This window comes from Pseudoalteromonas sp. S2893 (assembly GCF_005887105.1).
Classification (GTDB): domain Bacteria; phylum Pseudomonadota; class Gammaproteobacteria; order Enterobacterales; family Alteromonadaceae; genus Pseudoalteromonas; species Pseudoalteromonas atlantica.
Genome location: NZ_PNCY01000009.1, coordinates 92724 through 113237, shown reverse-complemented (window position 1 = coordinate 113237; position 20514 = coordinate 92724). Strand labels below are relative to the sequence as shown.

The 20514-nt window shown below is 40.1% G+C and carries 18 protein-coding genes; 9 read left to right on the top strand and 9 right to left on the bottom strand.

Annotation, left to right across the window (positions count from 1 at the left end; translation table 11 throughout):
- Positions 1–4 precede the first annotated feature (4 nt).
- The 3 genes from CWC04_RS05350 to CWC04_RS05340 all read left to right on the top strand — a co-directional run bounded on the left by CWC04_RS05350 (position 5) and on the right by CWC04_RS05340 (position 4610).
- Positions 5–1276 carry a Xaa-Pro dipeptidase gene (locus CWC04_RS05350; protein ID WP_138684822.1) on the top strand — a complete coding sequence of 424 codons (1272 nt, stop codon included), beginning with the start codon at positions 5–7 and terminating at the stop codon, positions 1274–1276.
- A 210-nt stretch (positions 1277–1486) separates the two neighbouring features.
- The gene (locus tag CWC04_RS05345) at positions 1487–3904 is read left to right on the top strand and encodes a TonB-dependent receptor (protein ID WP_138684821.1); all 2418 of its coding nucleotides are present in this window, start codon (positions 1487–1489) and stop codon (positions 3902–3904) included.
- 154 nt (positions 3905–4058) lie between these two features.
- Entirely contained in the window at positions 4059–4610 is a 552-nt protein-coding gene (locus CWC04_RS05340; protein WP_004586357.1) for a GbsR/MarR family transcriptional regulator, read from the top strand.
- Between the two features lie 54 nt (positions 4611–4664).
- On the opposite strand, the gene CWC04_RS05335 is transcribed toward CWC04_RS05340, so the two are convergent.
- Positions 4665–5681, bottom strand: a complete 1017-nt coding sequence (locus CWC04_RS05335) for a lytic murein transglycosylase (protein WP_004586358.1) — start codon at positions 5679–5681, stop codon at positions 4665–4667.
- Positions 5674–5961, bottom strand: a complete 288-nt coding sequence (locus CWC04_RS05330) for a YcgL domain-containing protein (protein WP_138684820.1) — start codon at positions 5959–5961, stop codon at positions 5674–5676. Before CWC04_RS05330 ends, CWC04_RS05335 begins: the two co-directional genes overlap by 8 nt.
- A 155-nt stretch (positions 5962–6116) precedes the next feature.
- Between CWC04_RS05330 and minC the strand changes: the two genes are divergently transcribed.
- From minC to minE, 3 genes are read left to right on the top strand one after another with little or no spacing between them, the layout of a single operon-like run.
- Positions 6117–6824, top strand: coding sequence for a septum site-determining protein MinC (gene minC, locus CWC04_RS05325; protein WP_004586360.1), 708 nt, complete (start codon positions 6117–6119; stop codon positions 6822–6824).
- A gap of 5 nt (positions 6825–6829) precedes the next feature.
- The gene (minD, locus tag CWC04_RS05320) at positions 6830–7639 is read left to right on the top strand and encodes a septum site-determining protein MinD (RefSeq protein ID WP_024031716.1); all 810 of its coding nucleotides are present in this window, start codon (positions 6830–6832) and stop codon (positions 7637–7639) included.
- Between the two features lies 1 nt (position 7640).
- A complete protein-coding gene (gene minE, locus CWC04_RS05315) occupies positions 7641–7904 on the top strand; it encodes a cell division topological specificity factor MinE (protein ID WP_004586362.1) in 264 nt (87 codons plus the stop codon).
- An 85-nt stretch (positions 7905–7989) separates the two neighbouring features.
- Here the strand turns inward: minE and CWC04_RS05310 are convergent, their stop codons facing one another.
- Positions 7990–8712, bottom strand: coding sequence for an outer membrane protein (locus CWC04_RS05310; RefSeq protein ID WP_138684819.1), 723 nt, complete (start codon positions 8710–8712; stop codon positions 7990–7992).
- Between the two features lie 134 nt (positions 8713–8846).
- Between CWC04_RS05310 and CWC04_RS05305 the strand changes: the two genes are divergently transcribed.
- On the top strand, positions 8847–9731 hold the full coding sequence (locus CWC04_RS05305; RefSeq protein ID WP_138684818.1) for a LysR family transcriptional regulator: 885 nt from the start codon (positions 8847–8849) through the stop codon (positions 9729–9731).
- Positions 9732–9801: 70 nt separating this feature from the next.
- Positions 9802–11487, top strand: coding sequence for a pseudouridine synthase (locus CWC04_RS05300; protein WP_138684817.1), 1686 nt, complete (start codon positions 9802–9804; stop codon positions 11485–11487).
- A gap of 190 nt (positions 11488–11677) precedes the next feature.
- On the opposite strand, the gene rnd is transcribed toward CWC04_RS05300, so the two are convergent.
- From rnd to CWC04_RS05280, 3 genes are all read right to left on the bottom strand, one after another.
- Positions 11678–12808 carry a ribonuclease D gene (gene rnd, locus CWC04_RS05290; protein ID WP_126008867.1) on the bottom strand — a complete coding sequence of 377 codons (1131 nt, stop codon included), beginning with the start codon at positions 12806–12808 and terminating at the stop codon, positions 11678–11680.
- A 51-nt stretch (positions 12809–12859) separates the two neighbouring features.
- Positions 12860–14512: a long-chain-fatty-acid--CoA ligase FadD gene (fadD, locus tag CWC04_RS05285; protein ID WP_004586367.1), complete on the bottom strand. Its 1653-nt coding sequence runs from the start codon at positions 14510–14512 to the stop codon at positions 12860–12862.
- Between the two features lie 115 nt (positions 14513–14627).
- Complete coding sequence (locus CWC04_RS05280; protein WP_138684816.1) at positions 14628–15479, bottom strand: alpha/beta hydrolase; 852 nt, start codon at positions 15477–15479, stop codon at positions 14628–14630.
- A 579-nt stretch (positions 15480–16058) separates the two neighbouring features.
- Here CWC04_RS05280 and CWC04_RS05275 point away from each other — a divergent pair.
- Positions 16059–17348, top strand: coding sequence for an alkaline phosphatase (locus CWC04_RS05275; RefSeq protein WP_138684815.1), 1290 nt, complete (start codon positions 16059–16061; stop codon positions 17346–17348).
- A gap of 63 nt (positions 17349–17411) precedes the next feature.
- On the opposite strand, the gene CWC04_RS05270 is transcribed toward CWC04_RS05275, so the two are convergent.
- The 3 genes from CWC04_RS05270 to yoaA all read right to left on the bottom strand — a co-directional run bounded on the left by CWC04_RS05270 (position 17412) and on the right by yoaA (position 20440).
- Positions 17412–17741, bottom strand: a complete 330-nt coding sequence (locus CWC04_RS05270) for a hypothetical protein (protein WP_126008873.1) — start codon at positions 17739–17741, stop codon at positions 17412–17414.
- 68 nt (positions 17742–17809) lie between these two features.
- Positions 17810–18514, bottom strand: a complete 705-nt coding sequence (gene tsaB / locus CWC04_RS05265; protein WP_126008875.1) for a tRNA (adenosine(37)-N6)-threonylcarbamoyltransferase complex dimerization subunit type 1 TsaB — start codon at positions 18512–18514, stop codon at positions 17810–17812.
- 9 nt (positions 18515–18523) lie between these two features.
- Complete coding sequence (gene yoaA / locus CWC04_RS05260) at positions 18524–20440, bottom strand: DNA repair helicase YoaA (protein WP_029772969.1); 1917 nt, start codon at positions 20438–20440, stop codon at positions 18524–18526.
- Between the last annotated feature and the right edge of the window lie 74 nt (positions 20441–20514).

The following is a 20514-nucleotide window of genomic DNA, read 5'->3' as shown; positions in this document are numbered from 1 at the left end:
AACAATGAAAAAAAAACTAATCAGCGCCTCCGTTGCACTTATGTGTTTAGGAAGCTTTAACGCGCAAGCCCTTACTTATATATCTGCTAAAGCCATGGTAGATGTACAAACTGGCGAGGTTATTCAATCGCCGCTGATCACCATTGATAATGGGGTGATCACTAACGTTGCACAAAACAAAAAGCCGAGCATGAGCAAAAACGATCAGCATATTGATTTACCCGAGCTCACTTTAATGCCGGGCCTTATGGATATGCATGTACATTTGACCAGCGACCCTACGGTATCTCGAAGTGAGCGTTTAAGTCAGTCGGTACCGCGCATGGCCATTAAAGCCGCGCACTTTGCTAAAAAAACATTGCTTGCTGGTTTTACAACCCTCAGAAATGTAGGAGCCGAGGGCTATAGCGTGATTGCAGTGCGTGATGGTATTAACGCCGGAGACATTGTAGGCCCGCGTATTTGGGCAGCTGGACCTTCGCTTGGGATCACAGGCGGACATTGCGATAATAACCGTTTACCACCAGAGCTAAAATACACTTCAACAGGGGTAGCCGATGGTCCATGGGCTGCACGTGTAAAAGTACGAGAAAACATAAAGTATGGCGCTAATGCCATTAAGTTTTGCGCCACAGGGGGCGTTTTTTCTAAAGGGACAAAAGTGGGTGTACAGCAGTATTCATTTGAAGAAATGAAAGCCATTGTAGATGAAGCCCACATGCGTGATTTACCTGTAGCCGCTCACGCACATGGCACAAGTGGTATTAAAACAGCTATAAAAGCCGGCGTAGATAGTATTGAACATGCCAGCTTTTTAGATGATGAAGCCATCGCACTTGCTAAAAAACATGGCACGTGGTTATCAATGGACATTTATAATACAGAATACACACTGAGCTTTGGTGAGCAAAATGGGGTAGATGAAGAAAACCTCAATAAAGAACGCCAAGTGTCTAAAAAGCAACGCGACAGCTTTAACCGCGCAGTAAAAGCCGGTGTAAATATGGTATTTGGTACCGATGCTGCTATTTACCCTCATGGCGATAACGCCAAACAATTTAGCCGTATGGTTAAATTTGGCATGAGCGAACTACAAGCAATACAGGCTGCCACCATTAACAGTGCAAAGCTATTAAAAATGGATAATAAACTGGGTCAGCTAAAATCAGGGTTTGCAGCCGACATTATTGCCGTAAAAGGTAATCCACTTAAAAATATCTCTGTGCTTGAGCGCATTCCTTTTGTTATGAAAGCAGGCGTTGTTTATAAAAAATAGTCATTAATTAATGTATTATTTTACAAAAGCATAAAAGCTTACACTTTTATGCTTTTTTATTTACCGCATTATTTTTACCTTAAATTTACTTTTTAGAACAATAACTCACCTACTACGCAATTAATTTCACTTTTTTAGAATTTTTTATTCACTTAACGAATAATAACTATTACTATTCGCACACTTTATGGAATGCGAATAATTATCAATATGAAAAAGTTCAAATACTCTCTTGTTACACTTGCGTGTTTAAACGCATCATTAGCGGTTGCTGCAACAACGGCTGAAAAAGACATTGAGCGCATCAGCGTTTACGAAAAGCAAAACCAAGTTGTAATGAGCTCAGGCCTTGCAACTAAATCAGACATGTCGTTAATGGAAACACCGGCACCGGTTGTTATTATTGACCGTGAACTTATAGAGTCACAAGGTGTAGACAGCCTACAAGAGCTTGTACGTAATGTAAGTGGTTTAACTCAAGCTGGTAATAACTACGGTATAGGCGACAATTTAGTCATTCGTGGTCTTGATGCTAATTACACTTACGATGGTATGTATGGCGGTGCAGGCTTAGGTAATACATTTAACCCAACTCGTTCACTCACTAATGTTGAGTCGGTTGAAGTACTTAAAGGCCCTGCTACCGGTTTATATGGTATAGGCAGTGCTGGTGGTGTTATAAATCTGATTGAAAAAAAGCCTGAGTTTGAAGAAAAACATAAAATATCTGCCGAACTTGGCCAATGGGATAGTTATTCACTTGCCTTTGATAGCACCAATGCGATTACCGATGACCTAGCGTATCGCGTAATGGCTAAAACGGCCTCAAGCGATGGCTTTCGTGATTTAAAAGAAGACCGCGACGAAATTTATACCTCGCTTAAATACATACTAAGTGACAAGCAAGATATCATGCTCTCTGCTGCCTATATTAAAGACTCAATTGCAGTAGATTCTATTGGCCACCCTATTCGAATTTATAATGCAGAAACCGCCAATGGTTTAACTGCAGGTGAAGTAACTGGCGCAGATTTAGTAAATGACCCATCTGGTAATGGTGTTCAATTAACTGCGGCTCAACAAACACAATTGGCACAGTCGCTTTCATCAACCGATGGCCTTACCCCGTACGATTTTGGTACTAACGGTATTATCTCTCCTATGGCGGATGATAATGAAGGTGAAGAGCTTCGCTTTAAGCTAACCCATAATTACTTTATTACAGATGATTTATTTTTAAATCAGCAGTTACAGTACCGTAACTACACATCAAGCTTTGCTCGTCAAACTGGTGCGTTTAATTATGTGTATTCAACACGCGATGGCATTATAAATAACGACCCGCGTGCCCCGTTAGTTGAAGACGGTGTGCTTTACCCGTTTGCAGCGCGACGCCAAGAATACCGCCAAGTAGAAGCTGATGAAAAGTCATGGCAGTATTTCTTAGATTTACGCTATGACTTTATGTTAGGCGACGTGGATAACGAATTACTGGTTAATGCAAATTACGAAGACAGAGACATTCGCTTTAAACAGTATTCTATTTACGACGCAGACAAAGTTATTTACGACAGCGAAGGAAATGTACTTTACCAAGGCACGCTGCCATATATTTATGATATGCGCTCGCCAAATTGGCCAACAGGCAGTTTTGATGACTACGACCCACTAAAAACCAGTGACTACAATAAAAAAGTACAAGCGTGGGGCTTAGGTATTCAACACGTAGGCTATATTACTGAGCAGCTTACAACTCGAGTTGGTGTTGCTTATAATCGCATTAAGCAAACATATGAGCACTATGGTGTAGATGAGCGTTATAGCTCAAGCCGCGCTGAGCCAACGCCTGAAGCAAACACATCAGACAGTGGCTTAACTTATAACTTAGGCGCAACCTATCAACCTACTGAAAACTTTTCCGTGTTTATTAACCACGCTAAAGGCCGTACTGCCTACAGTGTATTAGGCTCAGTAGCAGGTACAGAGGCTGACCGTGAAGACTCTGAGTCTATCAGTAACGATTTAGGCTTTAGATTTAAAGCATTTGATGATCAGCTTTTAGCATCACTGGTGGTATTTGAAAGCGCGCGTACAAACCTTGAATACACAAACCCACTGTATGAAGCCGGTGTATCTGGACCTGATGTAGTAGAGAGCTACTACGATGGTGAAGAGCAAACCAAAGGCGTTGAACTCGATTTAAATGCGCACTTAAACGAGCAATGGAAAGTAAATGTAAACGGCGTATACCAAGATGCCCGCGATAAATCTAATCCAAATAGCAGCAGTTACGATACACGCCAAAAAGGCGTACCGTATGTAACGGCAAGTACGTGGGTTACCTACTACGCCGATATGTTTAACCTACCTGAGGCTGTTAACATAAGTGGCGGTATTACTTTTGTTGATAACAGAAGCACAAACTCTAGCTCGTTTAGTATTCCTGATGGCTATGTACCAAGCTACACGGTGTACGACGCAGCAGTTTCGTACACCACTGATAAGTGGCACATGCAGCTTAATTTAAACAATTTGTTTAATAAAAAGTACTACTCTAAAGCCATGTTTTTAGGTGGTATGCCAGGCGAAGAGCGTAATGCTAAGCTCAGCTTTAGCTACACACTTTAACCCTGCCTAAGCAATTAATTTACTCCTACTAAAAGTAGGAGTAAATTAAACCTAATCTTGATTTAATACTCTACAAAAGATACCAGGCTAAACGTTGCTATAATTTATAAGCGTGCTAGCATTACTTTCTGAATTTACTGAAACTTAAAAAGCTATGAGTCTATCTGAAAAAAACTTAGCCTTTGTTATGCACTGTGGTGAAATGGGCAGCCGTTGGGGTTTCAATCGTACGATTGGCCAAATGTGCGGTTTACTGATCATCACCAAAGAGCCCATGACCGCAAATGAGATTGCCGATGCGCTAAGTATCTCGCGTGGCAATGTAAGCATGGGAATTAAAGAGCTCCAGTCATGGCAATTAATTAAAGTGCATCATATCCCTGGTGATCGTAAAGAATACTACGCCCCAGCGGGTGAAATTTGGGATATGGCTAATCGCGTATTTGAAGAGCGTAAAAAGCGTGAAATAGACCCTACCCTAAGTTTGCTGCGTGATAACCTTTTAGACGAAGCAAACAACGAAGAAGAGCGCTATGCACAAAAGCAAATGGGCGAAATCCACAACCTACTCGAAACGGTTACTAAGTGGTCTTCAGAGTTACAACGCTTAAGCCCAGAGCAGCTTAACAAGCTAATGAAGCTTGGTTCAGGAATTGGCAAGGTTATCGATTTAAAAGATAAAATATTTAAAAAAGAACATGATTAAACAAATAAAAAAAGCCGCTTAGCGGCTTTTTTTTATCACACAACAGCGTATAAATTATATTTTTGGATAACCAATTCTATCTGATAGATAGCCCACGCTGGTGGCAAAGTAATATGAGCGGTTCCAGTGCATAAACACTTTATAGTTATCGTACGCTAAGTACATACGCCCATTAATGTCATCAGGCATTACCAGTGCAGCGCGTACATCAACATTAGGTAAGTCAGACCCGTCAGCTTTGCGTACACCCAGTGCTTGCCAGTCTGCAAGCGAGCGCTCTGAGTCGTTCCAATATTCTAACCATTGCTTACGTGTTTTAGTGCCGCGTTTTAGCACGTATTTACTGTCAAAATTTTCAGGTAATTTTACCTGGCGACCCCAAGTTAGTGAGTCATTCCAACCTTCTTGTTTTAAATAATTGGCAATCGATGCAAATGCATCTTCTTTGGTGGTCCAAATATCTTTACGGCCGTCGTTATTGTAATCAACCGCGTAGGCGTTAAATGAGGTAGGCATAAACTGAGTTTGCCCCATTGCTCCAGCCCAAGAGCCTTTAAATTTATCAAGCGTAATATGGCCTGACTTTAAAATATCTAATGCTGCCCAAAGCTGGCGCTTATAAAGCGCTTCACGACGACCATCAAAGGCAAGCGTCACTAGCGATGAAATAACATTATGGCCACCTTGTATTGTGCCAAAGTTACTTTCAAGGCCCCATAATGCCACTATAAAGCGTGCTTGTACGCCAAACTCTTTTGCAACTTGTTCAAGTACATCTTTATTTTCTGCGTAGAGTTTACGTGCACGATCAATTTTCCACTGGGGTACACGTTTTGGTAAGTAGGTTTCGAGGGTTTCTTTAACCTCTGGCTGGTTTTTATCAGCCGATACAACTTTTTCTTTGTATGAGGCAGTCGCAAATGCATCGTCTATTAATTTGCTATCGTACCCTTTAGCAATGGCCTCTTGTTTTAAGTCACTTAAATAAGTTTGAAATTCGGCCTGCGTTTTAGCAACTACAGAGCCACTTAAACACACTGAGCATAAAATTACGGCTAACTTTTTAATCACTATCAACTCCGTTTTCTTTTCGTAATTGGCTAAGTAAATTTTCTTCCGGCGGTGGAATTTGCAAATAGTAACCCTTGTCTAGGTCAGCTAAGGCTGCTTTTACTGTTTCAAGGTCGGCACCGCCTAAATGATCACGCTTTGCTAAATTGATAATCATTACATAAATAGGTTGACCAAACATAGCCAGTAAAGGTTCAGGCACTTTACTAAAATCATCTCTTTTTTCAACAAATAAGAAGGTATCCGCTTTTTTCTTACTTTTATATACCGCAGTGAGCATAATGGCCCTATTTAATCTTGCTTAACATTGCCGCACACTATAACATGAGAGTAATAATAAGTTAGAAAAATTAGATTAGAAATTTCATTAAAGGCCTTATTCAGCCTACGTTTATCTAAAATTAATTTCTAATCAGACAAATCAATTGAGCGTGTATGTCGGAACAAATTTTTGAGCTAAAAGGGAACCTTTTCACGTTGTCAGTATTGCATCTTTATAGCACTGATATCGCCCTTCTAGCAGAACAGTTGTATGTAAAAATAGCCCAAGCTCCCCGTTTTTTTGAAGGAGCGCCTATTGTTGTTAATTTAGAAGAAATTAAAAACAGCTCACTTGATTTTGTACATTTAAAATCTCTCATTGAGCGTATGAGCTTTAATGCTGTGGGTGTTTGTAATGGCTCAGATGAGCAACACACGCAAGCTAAAGCCGCTGGCCTTTCTGTACTAAATTACTCGCAAGATGCTAAAAGTGCACCCGTTAAACAAGAGGCGCCAAATACCTCTATTGTTGAAAAAAACGTGTACCTACCTGCGCAAGTAATTAATGGCACGGTACGCTCAGGGCAGCAAGTTTATGCAAAAGACAGAGACTTAATTGTACTTGGTGCAGTTAGCCATGGTGCAGAAGTAATAGCCGATGGTAATGTGCATATTTATGGCACCTTACGCGGTCGTGCTATTGCAGGTGCAAAAGGGATTAAAGACGCCTGCATTTATTGCCAAAAGCTCGAAGCCGAATTGGTTTCAATTGATGGCAATTACTGGATCAGCGACTCATTACAAGGTGAGCACTGGGGCAATGCAGTACAAATACAACAAAAAAACGAATCATTAGAAATTTCAGCTTTGGTTAAAGGATAAATCTCATGGCAAAAGTAATTGTCGTTACCTCTGGTAAAGGCGGTGTTGGTAAAACAACATCAAGTGCTGCAATAGGCACCGGTTTAGCTTTAAAAGGCTATAAAACAGTTATTATCGATTTTGATATTGGCTTACGTAATCTAGATTTAATTATGGGGTGTGAGCGCCGCGTAGTATACGATTTTGTAAACGTAATAAACGGCGAAGCCAACCTAAATCAAGCGCTTATTAAAGATAAACGCGTTGAAAAATTATTTTTACTACCCGCATCACAAACACGTGATAAAGACGCCCTTACCCGTGAAGGCGTAGAGCGCGTTTTAAACGAACTAAAAGAAGACTTTGACTACATTGTGTGTGATTCACCTGCAGGTATTGAAGCAGGCGCAATGATGGCGATGTACTTTGCTGATGAAGCAATTGTAACAACAAACCCTGAAGTATCTTCGGTTCGAGATTCAGACAGAATTTTAGGTATTTTACACAGCAAATCGAAACGTGCTGAAGAAGGCCTAGAAAATATTAAAGAACACCTATTATTAACACGCTACAACCCTGAGCGAGTTGAAAAAGGTGAAATGTTATCGGTAGAAGATGTTAAAGATATTCTGTCGATTCCTTTACTTGGTGTTATTCCTGAGTCGCAAGCGGTATTAAGTGCGTCTAATTCAGGCCAGCCAGTAATACTTGATGGTGATTCAGATGCAGGGCAAGCATACGCTGATGCAATCAATCGCTTACTCGGTGAAACAGTCGATTTTCGCTTCTTAGATGTTGAGAAAAAAGGCTTATTTAAACGGATTTTTGGAGGTTAATGTGTCTTTACTTGACTACTTCCGCTCAGAAAAGAAAAATAGCGCGTCATTAGCAAAAGAGCGATTGCAGATCATTGTCGCGCACGAGCGTTCGCAACGCGGAACACCGGATTACTTACCACAATTAAAACAAGATATTTTAGATGTGATCCGTAAGTACGTAAATGTAAACACTGATGCAGTGCAGGTACAGTTTGACCAAAACGAAGATGATTTAGCGGTACTTGAGCTCAACGTGACATTACCTGACGAAGAAAAAAAGTAGCACAACTAAAAGCGGCATTTTAAATGCCGCTTTTTGCTTTGCACACTCACTACACGTATGTGGTGCATTGTGTTGTGTTTTAAATTTAGAAGTTTACACGTAAACCAAGTAAAAACTCATGGCTTGCTGCACTGTCAATTTTAAAGCCATCAGTAAATGCATCTTGCCCCGTTTGCACATCACCAAATTCAATGTATTGATACTCAGTGTATAACGACATAGTTTTAGCTATTTGATAGTTAACCCCTGCGCCAATATTCCATGTAAATTCGGTTGAATCGTCATCAGCATACGCATCGTAATAGCCATCAACATTTCCATCGAATGCGTCAAAGGCGCTAATGCCTGCACCACCTAATTTTGCAGAATAGCTGTTATCGGCAAGCCCCAAACCCGCTTTAATATAAGGCGTAAACGCGGTGCTGTTATCAAAATCGTAAAAGCCTTCAATTGTATAAGTGGTGGTTTTTAAATCCCCCTTTAATACATACTGCTCACCTTCGCGTGCACCCACGCCAACTTTTGTATCGCTATAGACAGTATCATGATAGCTAATACGCGCCTCTACTCTAAATTGAGGATTGAACTGATAACCTAAACCAATACTGCCTACACTGCCCTCACCGGCATCAAATTCAGATGGAAAATCACTATCTACGGCAATATTGTTACCAATGGCTTGAGAGTCATTTGCTTGCGAACTATAGCCTACATGTGCAGTTCCATAAAACCCCTCTGCACTAGCTAAAGTAGGTGTGGTACACGCTAAAGCAATTGCGGCAACCATAGTTTTTTGTAATGTGTTCATTGTTATTCCTGTTTTTTTTAACAACCAAATTATTGGGCTGTAAGGCTAATGTTGAATTCGCAGCTAATATAACTTTTCGATTCACAAGCGAATAGATACAATAACGGCACAATACAATTCCGACTTTCAGAACAATGATTAACTATTTACGACACATGGCTATTTTTGCCAAAGTGGTTGCTGGCGGTTCATTTCGTATTGCAGCTAAGGAGCTTGGCATAGCACCTTCACGTGTTAGCCATAGTGTTTCTGACTTAGAACAGTTTTTAGGCGTCACTTTATTACATAGAACAACCCGTAAATTGTCGCTTACCCCTGAAGGTGAAAAATTTTACGCCCACGTAGAAAACTTAACAAAACACGCAGAGGCAATTAACTCTGTGGGTGATGAGCCTATAGGGTCTTTAAAAATATCGCTGCCCGCCTTTTTAGCAAGCTCCGAAATTTCAGCCGCGATAGCAGAATTTGTGCAAACCTACCCAAAAGTGAACTTGTCTCTTAATTACACAGACCAAGTAATAAATATAATGGATGAAGGACTCGATTTAAGTATTCGAGTTGGCTGGCTAGAAGACAGCTCACTCATGGCGCGTAAAATTGGAGAGAGTAAACGCTTTTTAGTTGCCTCAAGTAAGTACGCGAGTAAACATCAACCCCCTACGCACCCAAACGATTTAAAACAGTGGGATTGGGTTCATTTTAGTATGCGCGGCAGCACTGTAGATTTTACCTCTCCAAATGGCGAAGTGGTGTGTATTTGTGAAAAGTCGCGCGTAAATGTAAATAGTGCGCTTGCAATAAGTCACTTTGTATCTGAAAACTTGGGTCTTGGCATATTGCCCGAAAACCTAGTAAAAAAACAATTAGCACGAGAAGAGTTCATTCACATTTTACCTAACTGGCAACTTAAGCCGCTTGGTTATTACGCGGTATGGCCAAATAATGCACGCAGAGAAAACCTAACACTATTATTAGTACGCTTTTTAGCTGAGCGCGGTTTAGTAACCGCAGAGGATTAAGCAAGTACCCCTTAAGTGAATATGTTATTATGGACCTATTACTTTGCTTTATGCCTGCTATTACTTTGCTATGTTAAATCACGCTTCTTGTTTTACTTTATTTGATTGCTCTGTAGATTCTATACCGCTTCCAGATAAATTTACGTTTCCGTTTTACTACCAGCCTCATCCGTTATCTGTTTTAGCCGCAACACAATTGCAGCAGCAACTTGAAACGCATTTACCGTATAACGAAAATGACAGCAGTAATACAGCAACGAATGATGGCAAAATGTTTGGTGTACTGGTTGTACAAAACCAGCAACAACAACTTGGCTTTTTAGCGGCGTATTCAGGCCAGCTCGAAAATTTAAATACCGATATAAAATGCGTGCCTAATGTATCTGCAATGGCACTGGAAGATGTAGGTTATTTAAAAGAAAGTAAAATAATTAACGAGATAAATGCGCAAATACATGCCCTAGAAAATGCAAGTACATTGAATAAATTAACAGCGTCATTAAATGCCGATAAAGCCGCGTTTGATCAGCAGTTATACGCTCAACAAAGCGTAATGCAAGCCAATAGAAAAACACGTAAAAAGGCGCGCAGTGCACTTGCAGTTGAGCAAAGCCAAGCAATAACACCTGAGCAACAAGCAAGCTTGAATGAACTGGCCAAACAAAGCATAGAAGATAAAAAACACTATCAAAGCATAAAAGATCACTGGCACGACAAAATAACTCAGCAACAGCAGGCGCTTAATGCCCTACACGACGAAATAAAACAGTTAAAAAAGCGCCGTAAAGTTTTATCTAAAAACCTACAAAAGCGAGTGTTTGCACAGTACCAGTTTTTAAATGCAGAGCATGAAGTTAAAGATCTCAATGCCATATTTGCAGCATTGCCAGAGCATACTCCGCCATCAGGTGCGGGAGATTGCGCTGCGCCCAAGCTATTACAATACGCATATCTTAATAATTTAAAGCCAGTGGCTATGGCTGAGTTTTGGTGGGGGGCCGCACCTAAATCGGCAATACGCCAACATAAAAACTATTACCCTTCTTGCTACAGTAAGTGCCAACCTATTTTATCGCACATGTTAAAAGGCCTCAGCATAGAAGATAACCCGCTACTCGTTAACCCTGCTGAAGGTAAAACGCTGCCGATAGTCTATCAAGACGAAGATATTGTTATTGTAAATAAACCCAGCGAGTTTTTATCTGTACCAGGTGTCAATATTGAAGATTCTGTGTATTTACGTATTCAAACGCAATTTCCACACGCTACAGGCCCGTTAATTGTGCACAGACTAGATATGTCTACATCAGGTTTATTAGTGGTGGCGCTCAATAAACGAGCCCACAAAGCACTACAAAAGCAATTTATTGCCCGCACTATTGATAAACGTTACATTGCGCTGGTTGATGGTATTGTGCCTAAGGACAGTGGCAAGATAGAGCTTCCATTGCGACTTGATTTTGACGATAAGCCACGCCAGCTTGTTTGTTATAAAAACGGCAAACCCGCACTTACTACATGGCAGGTACTTGAACGTAAAAACAATATTACACGTCTACAGCTCTACCCTAAAACAGGACGCACTCACCAGTTAAGGGTACACTGCGCTCACCACCTAGGGCTGAATATGCCTATTATTGGTGACACACATTACGGTAAAAAAGCCAACAGGTTACACTTACATGCCGAGTATTTGGCGCTAGATCACCCCATTACCCATAAGCGGTTAACGTTCAGCGTAGCGCCCGATTTTTAATACCAATTCGCATAATTAAGTGATCTATTTTGAGGATGAAAAAACGTGTTGATAGCAAGGCAAAAAAATCGCTATTTAGTTGTTCTAAATGAGAATTTTTTAACGCAGATAGCGACACGTTTAGTCCCTAAAAATGATTAAATATTATTGCGAATTGGTATAACATAGCCTGTTAGCTTAAAAAGTGGGTTTAATTATCCCACTCTTTAAGTGCCTCTTTAACAAAACTGTAGCGCCAAGAATTAAGTAAATCAGGTTTAATATGATTTACCTTTTGCTCATCGGTGAGTTTCCAATTCCAGCTAATAAGCTGATTAATTTGCTTTTTAGAGGCCATTACATCCTCTGGTATACCCTGCTCTTTTGCCACTTTAGTGATTTTTTGCTTAATATCTTTAGCTACTTTTTTATAAGCCGGAAAATCAATTAAACGTTTAAGCACAGGCGGATGCTCATCAACCGCAAGTGCCTTGGCTTTTTCAATACACTTTAGTATTTCGACCCCAGAGCGGTTTACTTCCATTGACTCAACACCCGGAATTTGTCTTAGCGTATTTAAGCTCGAGGGCCCACGTTTAGCAATTTCCGTCATGTTGTGCTCTTTAAGCACAAAGTTAAGCGCTAAATTTTTACGAATAGCTTTATTACGACGCCATACAGCTAATTCTTTTAATACCGCGAGCTCGTGTGGTTTTAGTTGCCATGCGTTTTTTATATCTTTGTAAAGCAGCTCATCTGGGGTTTGAAAGGCGCGTTTATTTGCAATTAACTCGCTCTCATTTATTACAATATCAAATAACTCAGCTTTATTTATACGCTCAATTATTAGTTCGAAACAAGGCAGTAAATGAAACGTATCAGCGGCTGCATAATCGAGCTGCTTTTTAGTTAATGGGCGCTGTAGCCAATTAGTTCGCGATTCACTTTTGTCTATTTCTATACCTAATAGCTCTTTTACCATTAGTGCAAAGCCCATACAGTTGCCTTCGCCTAAAAGCTGAAGAGCAAATTGTGTATCAAACAATGGAGCGGGTACAAAGCCTGCATATTTTTGAAATACTTCAATATCTTCTGAAGGTGAATGCAACACTTTCAGTACTGATGGATCTTGTAATATTTGCCAAAATTCAAATAACGAGAGTTCGGCAAGTGGATCTATAAGGGCAAGATGCTCACCATCATATACTTGAATAAGTGCAACTTCAGGGTACAAAGTACGGCGGCGCATAAACTCTGTGTCTATGGCTAAAATAGGCTTGTTTTTTATTTGCTCAACAAAGGTATTGAGTTGATTTTGTGTTTCGATCAATTGGTATTGCACTTAATCTCCTACAATAAAAAAGCCGGCTAATGCCGGCTTTTTTATAGTTTACTAATCTTTTAGGGCTCTTCTGAGAATTTTACCTACATTTGTTTTAGGTAACTCATCCTTAAACTCAACGAGTTTAGGCACCTTATAATTAGTTAAATTATCACGACAGTGATTTATTATATCTTTTTCAGTTAAAGAAGGGTCTTTTTTAACAACAAAAACTTTAACTTGTTCGCCACTTACATCGTGCGGAATACCAATAGCCGCGACTTCTAGTACGCCGTCGTGCATGGCAACCACTTCTTCTATCTCATTTGGGAACACATTAAAGCCCGATACAATGATCATGTCTTTTTTGCGGTCAACAATATAGAAGAAACCTTCATCGTCGTATGTGGCAATATCGCCGGTAGCAAACCAGCCATCTTGCAAACATTCTGCGGTTGCATCTGGGCGGTTATAGTAACCTAGCATAACTTGTGGGCCTTTAACCCATAGCTCACCGGGTTCACCTTTTGCCGCTTCTTCTCCGTTTTCAAGCATTAGCTTAATTTCGGTATTAGGAGCAGGTAAACCAATAGAGCCATTATAAGCTTCTAAATCGTACGGGCTTACAGTTACAAGCGGTGCACACTCAGTTAAACCGTAACCTTCCATTAATTTAGAATTAGTCACTTTTTGCCATTTTTCAGCTACAGGACGTTGTACCGCCATACCGCCACCTAATGACATTTTTAAATGACTAAAATCAAGCTCTGCAAACCCTGGTGTATTAAGTAACCCGTTAAACAGGGTATTTACACCGGTAATAGCAGTAAATTTATGCTGATTAAGCTCTTTAACAAAAGCCGGCATATCACGTGGGTTTGTAATTAATACATTCAAACCACCGTATTTCATAAACGTTAAGCAGTTAGCCGTTAACGCAAATATATGATAAAGCGGTAATGCAGTAACAACAACTTCAGTACCACGGTCTAATACTTTATCTAAACAGCCCGATACTTGCTCAAGGTTACCAACCATGTTGCCATGACTTAACATCGCCCCTTTAGATACGCCGGTTGTACCACCCGTGTATTGTAAAAAGGCCAGATCAGATAAGCTCATTTCTGGGCGCGTATACTTTGCAGGGTCACCTGCTAACACATCTGAAAACTTAATTGTATTTGGTAGGCTGTAGCTGGGTACCATTTTTTTTATGTATTTAACCACAAAATTAACGATATGCTTTTTAATACCACCCACCATGTCGCCCACTTGGGTAACAACAATGTGTTTTACATCCGTTTTTGCAAGTGCTTTTTCAAGCGTGTCTGCAAAGTTAGCCAATATAAAAATAGCTGACGCGTCAGAGTCTTTCAATTGATGCTCAAGCTCTCGTACTGTGTAAAGTGGGTTTACGTTAACCACCACACACCCTGCACGTAAAATACCTAAAATAGCGATAGGCGTTTGTAACAAGTTAGGCATCATTACGGCAACTTTGTCGCCTTTTTTAAGACCTAAATCATTTTGAATATACGAGGCAACACGTTGTGTCGCTGTATCTATTTCATCATACGATAATGTTTTACCCATATTCGTAAATGCAGGTAAATCTTTGTAATCGGTAAAACTTTTTTCGAACACTTCGAGTAACGAGTTGTAATGCTCAGGATCGATTGTTTCAGGCATACCTTCTGGGTAGCGCTTAAGCCAGATTTTTTCCACTCTTAGCCCCTGTTTATAATTATATTTTTATTAACCTTAATCTAAGTAAGGCACTTTAACAATTGAGCAAATACTCTAATGCAGGAATAATCCCACATTTGGCGCTAATTTACAATTAACATGCACCATTTTGCAGCATAAAGGCTTGAATATGCTCAAAACATAACCCACTGCTTTGCATATGGCAATGATGCCCGCCATCTACATTAATTACCTTCAAGTTGTTGTAATAGCTAATATACTTGGCCAAATTTTGTTTTACAAACGAATAACCTTGGTTACCTAAAATTAATTGGCTTGGTGCAATTAATTGCTTTATTGCACCAATACATTGCGCTTCATCAAACCTAAAACCTGAGTGATTTTTAAGCTTAGGGTCTGTTGTTAACACATACCCTAGTTCACTTTGCTTAATATTACGACTCATCAATAAGGTGATCAGTTCGTTATTTAAATCTGTTGTATTTGCACGCGCTTCGATAATCGCTGATTGCGATTTATAAACGCGCTTTTTTTTGTTGTAGGCGCGCTCTCTGTTCAGTATTGCCCCTTTTAATTGCTCACATACTTCATCACTGGGGGTTGTAACACAGCCAATCCCTTCAATAAAGGTAACTGAATACACATACTCACTAAAACAACTTGCAAATAAACCTACCACCATTGCGCCCATTGAATGGCCGACTAAATGTACCTTTTTTGCCCCTAAGCTCTTTATAAGTTGGTACACATCGTCAATATAATCAACAAAATAATAATGAGCGTCCTGTGCGCGCCAATCAGATAGCCCATGCCCAGCAAACTCAACACAATACCAAGTATGCTGCGGGTTAACTTTATCTAGCATAGGTGTAAAACTATTACTGTTATCTAGCCACCCATGCAAGGCTATAACCAGCTCATCGCCAGTGCCTTTTTGTAAGCCACGCAATGTTATATTTCTTGTTTTTATTTCAAATGGCTGCAACAGACACCTCTTTTTAACGTGCGACATTATTTATAACATACTAGTTGTCAGACCTCTAATACCAAAAGTTTTTATATTTTTTATATTTATAAAGACCTCTTGATTTGTAAGGTTAACTTTCTAACTTTAATTATGTATTTAATTTCAATAACTTAAACTATCTCAAGTTTCATTAATTCAATAAATAATTACAAACAGAGCTTAAATACTCTTCAGGTAAGTAATGTATACCACTATATTCATTACACTATAATTAACATAAGCTAAAAAAATGGCTGTATTGTTTTAGTGACAATCAGCCAAACCTGTTTATATACTTTGCTTTTTATTCTTACTTCATTTCATTATTATACGAAGGCGTATTGAACTTTGTGGATTGAAACTTGTTCAATCTACGGGCGGTTAAATCCTGGTACGAGGTTTGTAACCTTGTGGGCGGAGTAAAAACCTAGCAAAAACTTAATCGCCTTAGAAAGAATTTTTGGGCAGCGCATGTTTGGTATTTATGCTGCAAATTCAACACGCCGTAACCATATACAATTGTGGTGCTATTTAAACAGCACATTCATAGGGATAAAAATGAAAAACCAACTTAGCTTATTAGCGCTTTTATGTGCATCTACCAGTGTTTATGCAAGCGATGCACCTAAAAATGTAATTTATATGATTGGTGACGGGATGGGTCCTGCCTATACAACCGCTTATCGTTATTTTAAAGATGATCCAACCACCAAGCAGATCGAAACAACCGTATTTGATACTATTTTAACAGGCATGGCGCGTACTTACCCTGACGATCACACTTATGTTACCGACAGTGCTGCAGGTGCAACCGCACTGAGTAGCGGCCACAAAAGTTATAATGGTGCTATTGCTGTCGATACTGAAAAAAAGCCCGTTAAAACCATGCTAGAAATAGCAAAAGAACGCGATATGACAACGGCATTAGTGGCGACCTCGCAAATTAACCATGCCACCCCAGCTAGTTTTGCTACACATAACGAATCACGTCGAAATTACGATGCGATTGCTAATGAGTACATAGATAACAAAATTGCCGGTAAACTCCCTGTTGATTTAATGCTAGGCGGCGGTACGCAGTATTTTATTAGAGAAGACCGTAACCTCGTTGATGAATTTAAAGCAGCTGGTTATCAATATAGCGATGATATAAAAAACCTTGGTCAGATCACACAAGTACCGGCACTTGGCTTATACGCCCCAATGGGCCTGCCATTTGCACTTGATGCTAATTCAAACCTCTTAACGCAACTAACAGCTAAAGCATTTGATTTACTCGACGGCCAAAATAAAGACGGCTTTTTTGTCATGATTGAAGGCAGCCAAATTGATTGGTGTGGACATGCTAACGATGTAGCCTGTGCCATGGCCGAAATGGATGACTTTGCACAGTCGATTGAAAAAGCAAAAGCCTATATTGATAAAAACCCTGATACTTTATTAGTGGTTACTGCAGATCATTCAACTGGTGGGTTAACCCTCGGTGCGCACGGACAATATAAGTGGGATACGGAAGTTATTAAAGGTGTTAAAGCTACAGCCGTTGAGCTAACAAAGCAATTACTCGCTGCTGATGACCTAGAGCCTATTTGGCGCGCCAACACAGGTATTGAATACACACCGGCTAATAAAGTAAAACTTGAACAAGCGAAAAAAATGGGCGAAACAGCGCTTAATTTAGCCATTAAAAGTATTATTAGTGACGCCAGCTTTACTGGTTGGACAACAGGCGGACACACCGCTGTAGATGTACAAGTATTTGCCTACGGTAAAGGCAGTGAACACTTTAACGGTGCTCAAAATAATACAGATATTGCCGATAAACTAATTGGCTTTATTAAACAGTAGCCATAAGCTTACGAAAAAGCCCGAACATGTGTTCGGGCTTTTTATTTTTTACTGTTACGGGGGCTAAGCGTATATATCGACGCCTATTAAATCTTGTACTTCGGCGCGACGCTCTAAATTTGCAAATTCAGTATATGTTGAAATTGCTTTACTCACCGTTGGGCTTGGTTGGTCATAAATAGTTTGGCTGTACTTTGCGTTACTAGTGCTTTGACTAAAGTATTGATTAGCAAGCTCTACACCCGCTTTACTACTTTTTACATAATCTGTGTTTGTTTTTTGACTGGCGCTATCATCCGCTAAACCTTGTGGTTTAGAGGGTATAATTTTTGTTGAGGTAACCTTTGCAGGAATATCCCCAGTAAAAAAACCAGCACCAATTGGCAAAGTCATAGATAACTTCCAACAATAAACATATTAAAAATTATGATTTAAAAACACCCAATTTGCAACTCTTGTGCCTATTCGCGACCCGGTAGTTTTTTCCATGTTACTGTATCGCGCACATATTTAGGTTGCGCATCGCTTGCTTTAACAACCTCGCCCTTTAAAAAGGCCGTATCTACATGGCTAAGCATATAGCGAGCATCTGGCAAAGTAATGGCTGTATTTATGGTTATATTGCTAACGTTTTTAAGTGCATCAGGGTAACTTTTAAATCCAGTGCCAACGGCAATCGCATGTAACTCTTCACTGTTTATATGCTCTTTGCTTAATAACTCTGGTTTTATAACACACTCTTCATTTACCAACTCCATGCGTGCATTATTTACCTGGTATTGGGCAAAATAAATTTCTCCCATACGCGCATCTATAGCTGAATACACTACTGGTGCCTGCGTTTGCTCGTACGCTTGCTGGGCCATAATTGCCAAGGTTGATACGCCCACTAATGGTAAATTGGCTGAATAAGCTAACCCTTGTGCAATAGCAACACTAATGCGTACACCGGTAAAGCTACCTGGCCCTTGGCCAAAGCCAATAACGTCTAAGTCTTTTAATTTACACTGTGCTTTATTAAGAAGCTCATCAACTAAAGGGAGTATTTTTTGACTATGTTGCTGTGGACATTCTTCAAAATGATGAAATGTTTGGCCCTCAAAGTGTAAAACTAAAGATAACGCTTCGGTTGAGGCATCTAGGGCAAGAATATTACTTTTAATCATTTTAGTACTCTAGTTAATGTGTTTTAAAAATGTGTTTGCATCTTCTAAGCTTCGCGTGCGACGCATCGGCGGTAAGCTTTTTAAAAATACTTGGCCATATTGGCGCGTTACTAATCGGTTGTCGCAAATAACCAGCACGCCTTTATCTTTGTTATCTCGTATTAAACGCCCCACGCCCTGCTTGAGCGCAATAACAGCTTGCGGTAACTGTATATGAGCAAACGGGTCTTTGCCTTGCATTTGGCAATCTTGCATTTTGGCTTGCAGTAATGGGTCATCCGGTGCTGCAAAAGGTAACTTGTCGATAATAACACAGCTTAGCGTGCTACCACGTACATCAACCCCTTCCCAGAACGAGGCAGTACCTAACAATACCGCATTACCATGGCGCGTAAATTTTTCCAGTATTATACGCTTAGACATTTGCCCTTGCATATAAACTGGGTAGTCCATTTGTGTGGTTAACCCCTCAGCCACCAAATGCATCATTCGGTAACTTGTAAACAGCACAAAGCAACGTCCTTTAGCCGATTTAATCAGCTCTAGGGTTAATTTTATAATTGCATGAGGCATGTTCTCTGCGTGCGATTCAGGCAAATATCGTGGCAAGCATAAAAGCGCCTGATTAGGGTAATCAAAGGGGCTATCAACCATCATACTTTGCGCAGGAGTAATACCTAAGCTTGCATTAAAGTGATCGAGCTTATTATCAACCGATAACGTGGCTGAGGTAAATACAAACCCTGCGCCGGTGTCTTTCATCATTTGAGCAAATTTAGCAGAGACATTAAGTGGCGTAATATTAACCGTTAAATAGCGCCGCGTGGTTTCGTACCAATAGCTAAAGCCCGTTTGTGCGGTATCAAAAACACGCTCTAACTGACCTTTAAACGCTAATGTTCGCTCAAACGGATGCTCTATTTTATCACTGCGCTCTAGGCACAGTTTTAATACCTGATAAACAAAGTCTAAATCGCTAATCACCCGATGCAGCGCTGCGCAAATTAATTTATCGCTGAGCTTTTCGCGCCAATCTCCTCGGCTACCATCTACACCAAACTGTAAACGTAAATCAGCCACACTGGTTTCTAGCTTATTAAGGCTTTTGCCAAGCTGCAGCATATCGGGAATTTCTGCACGGTAAATAGCGCGTAAATCGTTAATTAAATCCACCAGCTTTTTAGTGCTAATACTTTCACCAAAGTAGTCACTGGCAATTTCGCTAAGCTGGTGTGCTTCGTCAAAAATATAAGCGTCGGCGGTGGGCATAAGTTCGGCAAAACCGGAGTCTTTTACTGCCATATCAGCAAAAAATAAATGATGGTTTATAACCACTACATCCGCTTCGGCTGCATTTAAACGCGCTTTGCGTATATAACATGATTGAAAGTCTGGACACTCTTTGCCTAAACAATTATCGGCTGTCGAATTAACATAGGGCAGTACCTTGGCGTCTTCTTCAATACCAATACAATCAGCTAAATCACCCGAGTGTGTTTCACTGGCAAATTTTGCAACCATAGCAAGTTGATGCATTACATCAGGATCGTCTGTTGGTACATGTGCTACATGTTGGTTTAGCCTATAAGTACACAGATAATTAGCGCGCCCTTTTAACAATGCGGTTTTTTTAGATGCATTAAGTGCTTTTACTAGCTGAGGTAAATCGCGGTGGTATAACTGCTCTTGCAAGGCCTTAGAGCCTGTTGAGATAATTGTTTTACCCTTAGATTTAAGGGCAGGCGCTAAATAGGCAAACGTTTTGCCTGTACCAGTGCCCGCTTCAACCACTAACTGCGTGCTATTTTTTAATGCATCGTTAACGGCAACGGCCATATCAATTTGAGGTTGGCGTGGCGTGTATCCATCTAAAGATAACGCTAACGGCCCGGTTGCACTAAACAGCTGTTTGATAATACCAGTCACTTTACAAAAAATAATAGCAAGATTTTACGTAAGCCTGGCTATAAGGGCAAGCCAATTGAAATTAGAATTTTGTA

Coding starts and splice junctions, on each gene's coding strand:
- CWC04_RS05350 (WP_138684822.1), top strand. CDS start 5: ATGAAAAAAAAACTAATCAGCGCCTCCGTTGCACTTATGTGTTTAGGA.
- CWC04_RS05345 (WP_138684821.1), top strand. CDS start 1,487: ATGAAAAAGTTCAAATACTCTCTTGTTACACTTGCGTGTTTAAACGCA.
- CWC04_RS05340 (WP_004586357.1), top strand. CDS start 4,059: ATGAGTCTATCTGAAAAAAACTTAGCCTTTGTTATGCACTGTGGTGAA.
- CWC04_RS05330 (WP_138684820.1), bottom strand. CDS start 5,961: ATGCTCACTGCGGTATATAAAAGTAAGAAAAAAGCGGATACCTTCTTA.
- minC (WP_004586360.1), top strand. CDS start 6,117: ATGTCGGAACAAATTTTTGAGCTAAAAGGGAACCTTTTCACGTTGTCA.
- minD (WP_024031716.1), top strand. CDS start 6,830: ATGGCAAAAGTAATTGTCGTTACCTCTGGTAAAGGCGGTGTTGGTAAA.
- CWC04_RS05310 (WP_138684819.1), bottom strand. CDS start 8,712: ATGAACACATTACAAAAAACTATGGTTGCCGCAATTGCTTTAGCGTGT.
- CWC04_RS05305 (WP_138684818.1), top strand. CDS start 8,847: ATGATTAACTATTTACGACACATGGCTATTTTTGCCAAAGTGGTTGCT.
- CWC04_RS05300 (WP_138684817.1), top strand. CDS start 9,802: ATGTTAAATCACGCTTCTTGTTTTACTTTATTTGATTGCTCTGTAGAT.
- CWC04_RS05275 (WP_138684815.1), top strand. CDS start 16,059: ATGAAAAACCAACTTAGCTTATTAGCGCTTTTATGTGCATCTACCAGT.
- CWC04_RS05270 (WP_126008873.1), bottom strand. CDS start 17,741: ATGACTTTGCCAATTGGTGCTGGTTTTTTTACTGGGGATATTCCTGCA.
- tsaB (WP_126008875.1), bottom strand. CDS start 18,514: ATGATTAAAAGTAATATTCTTGCCCTAGATGCCTCAACCGAAGCGTTA.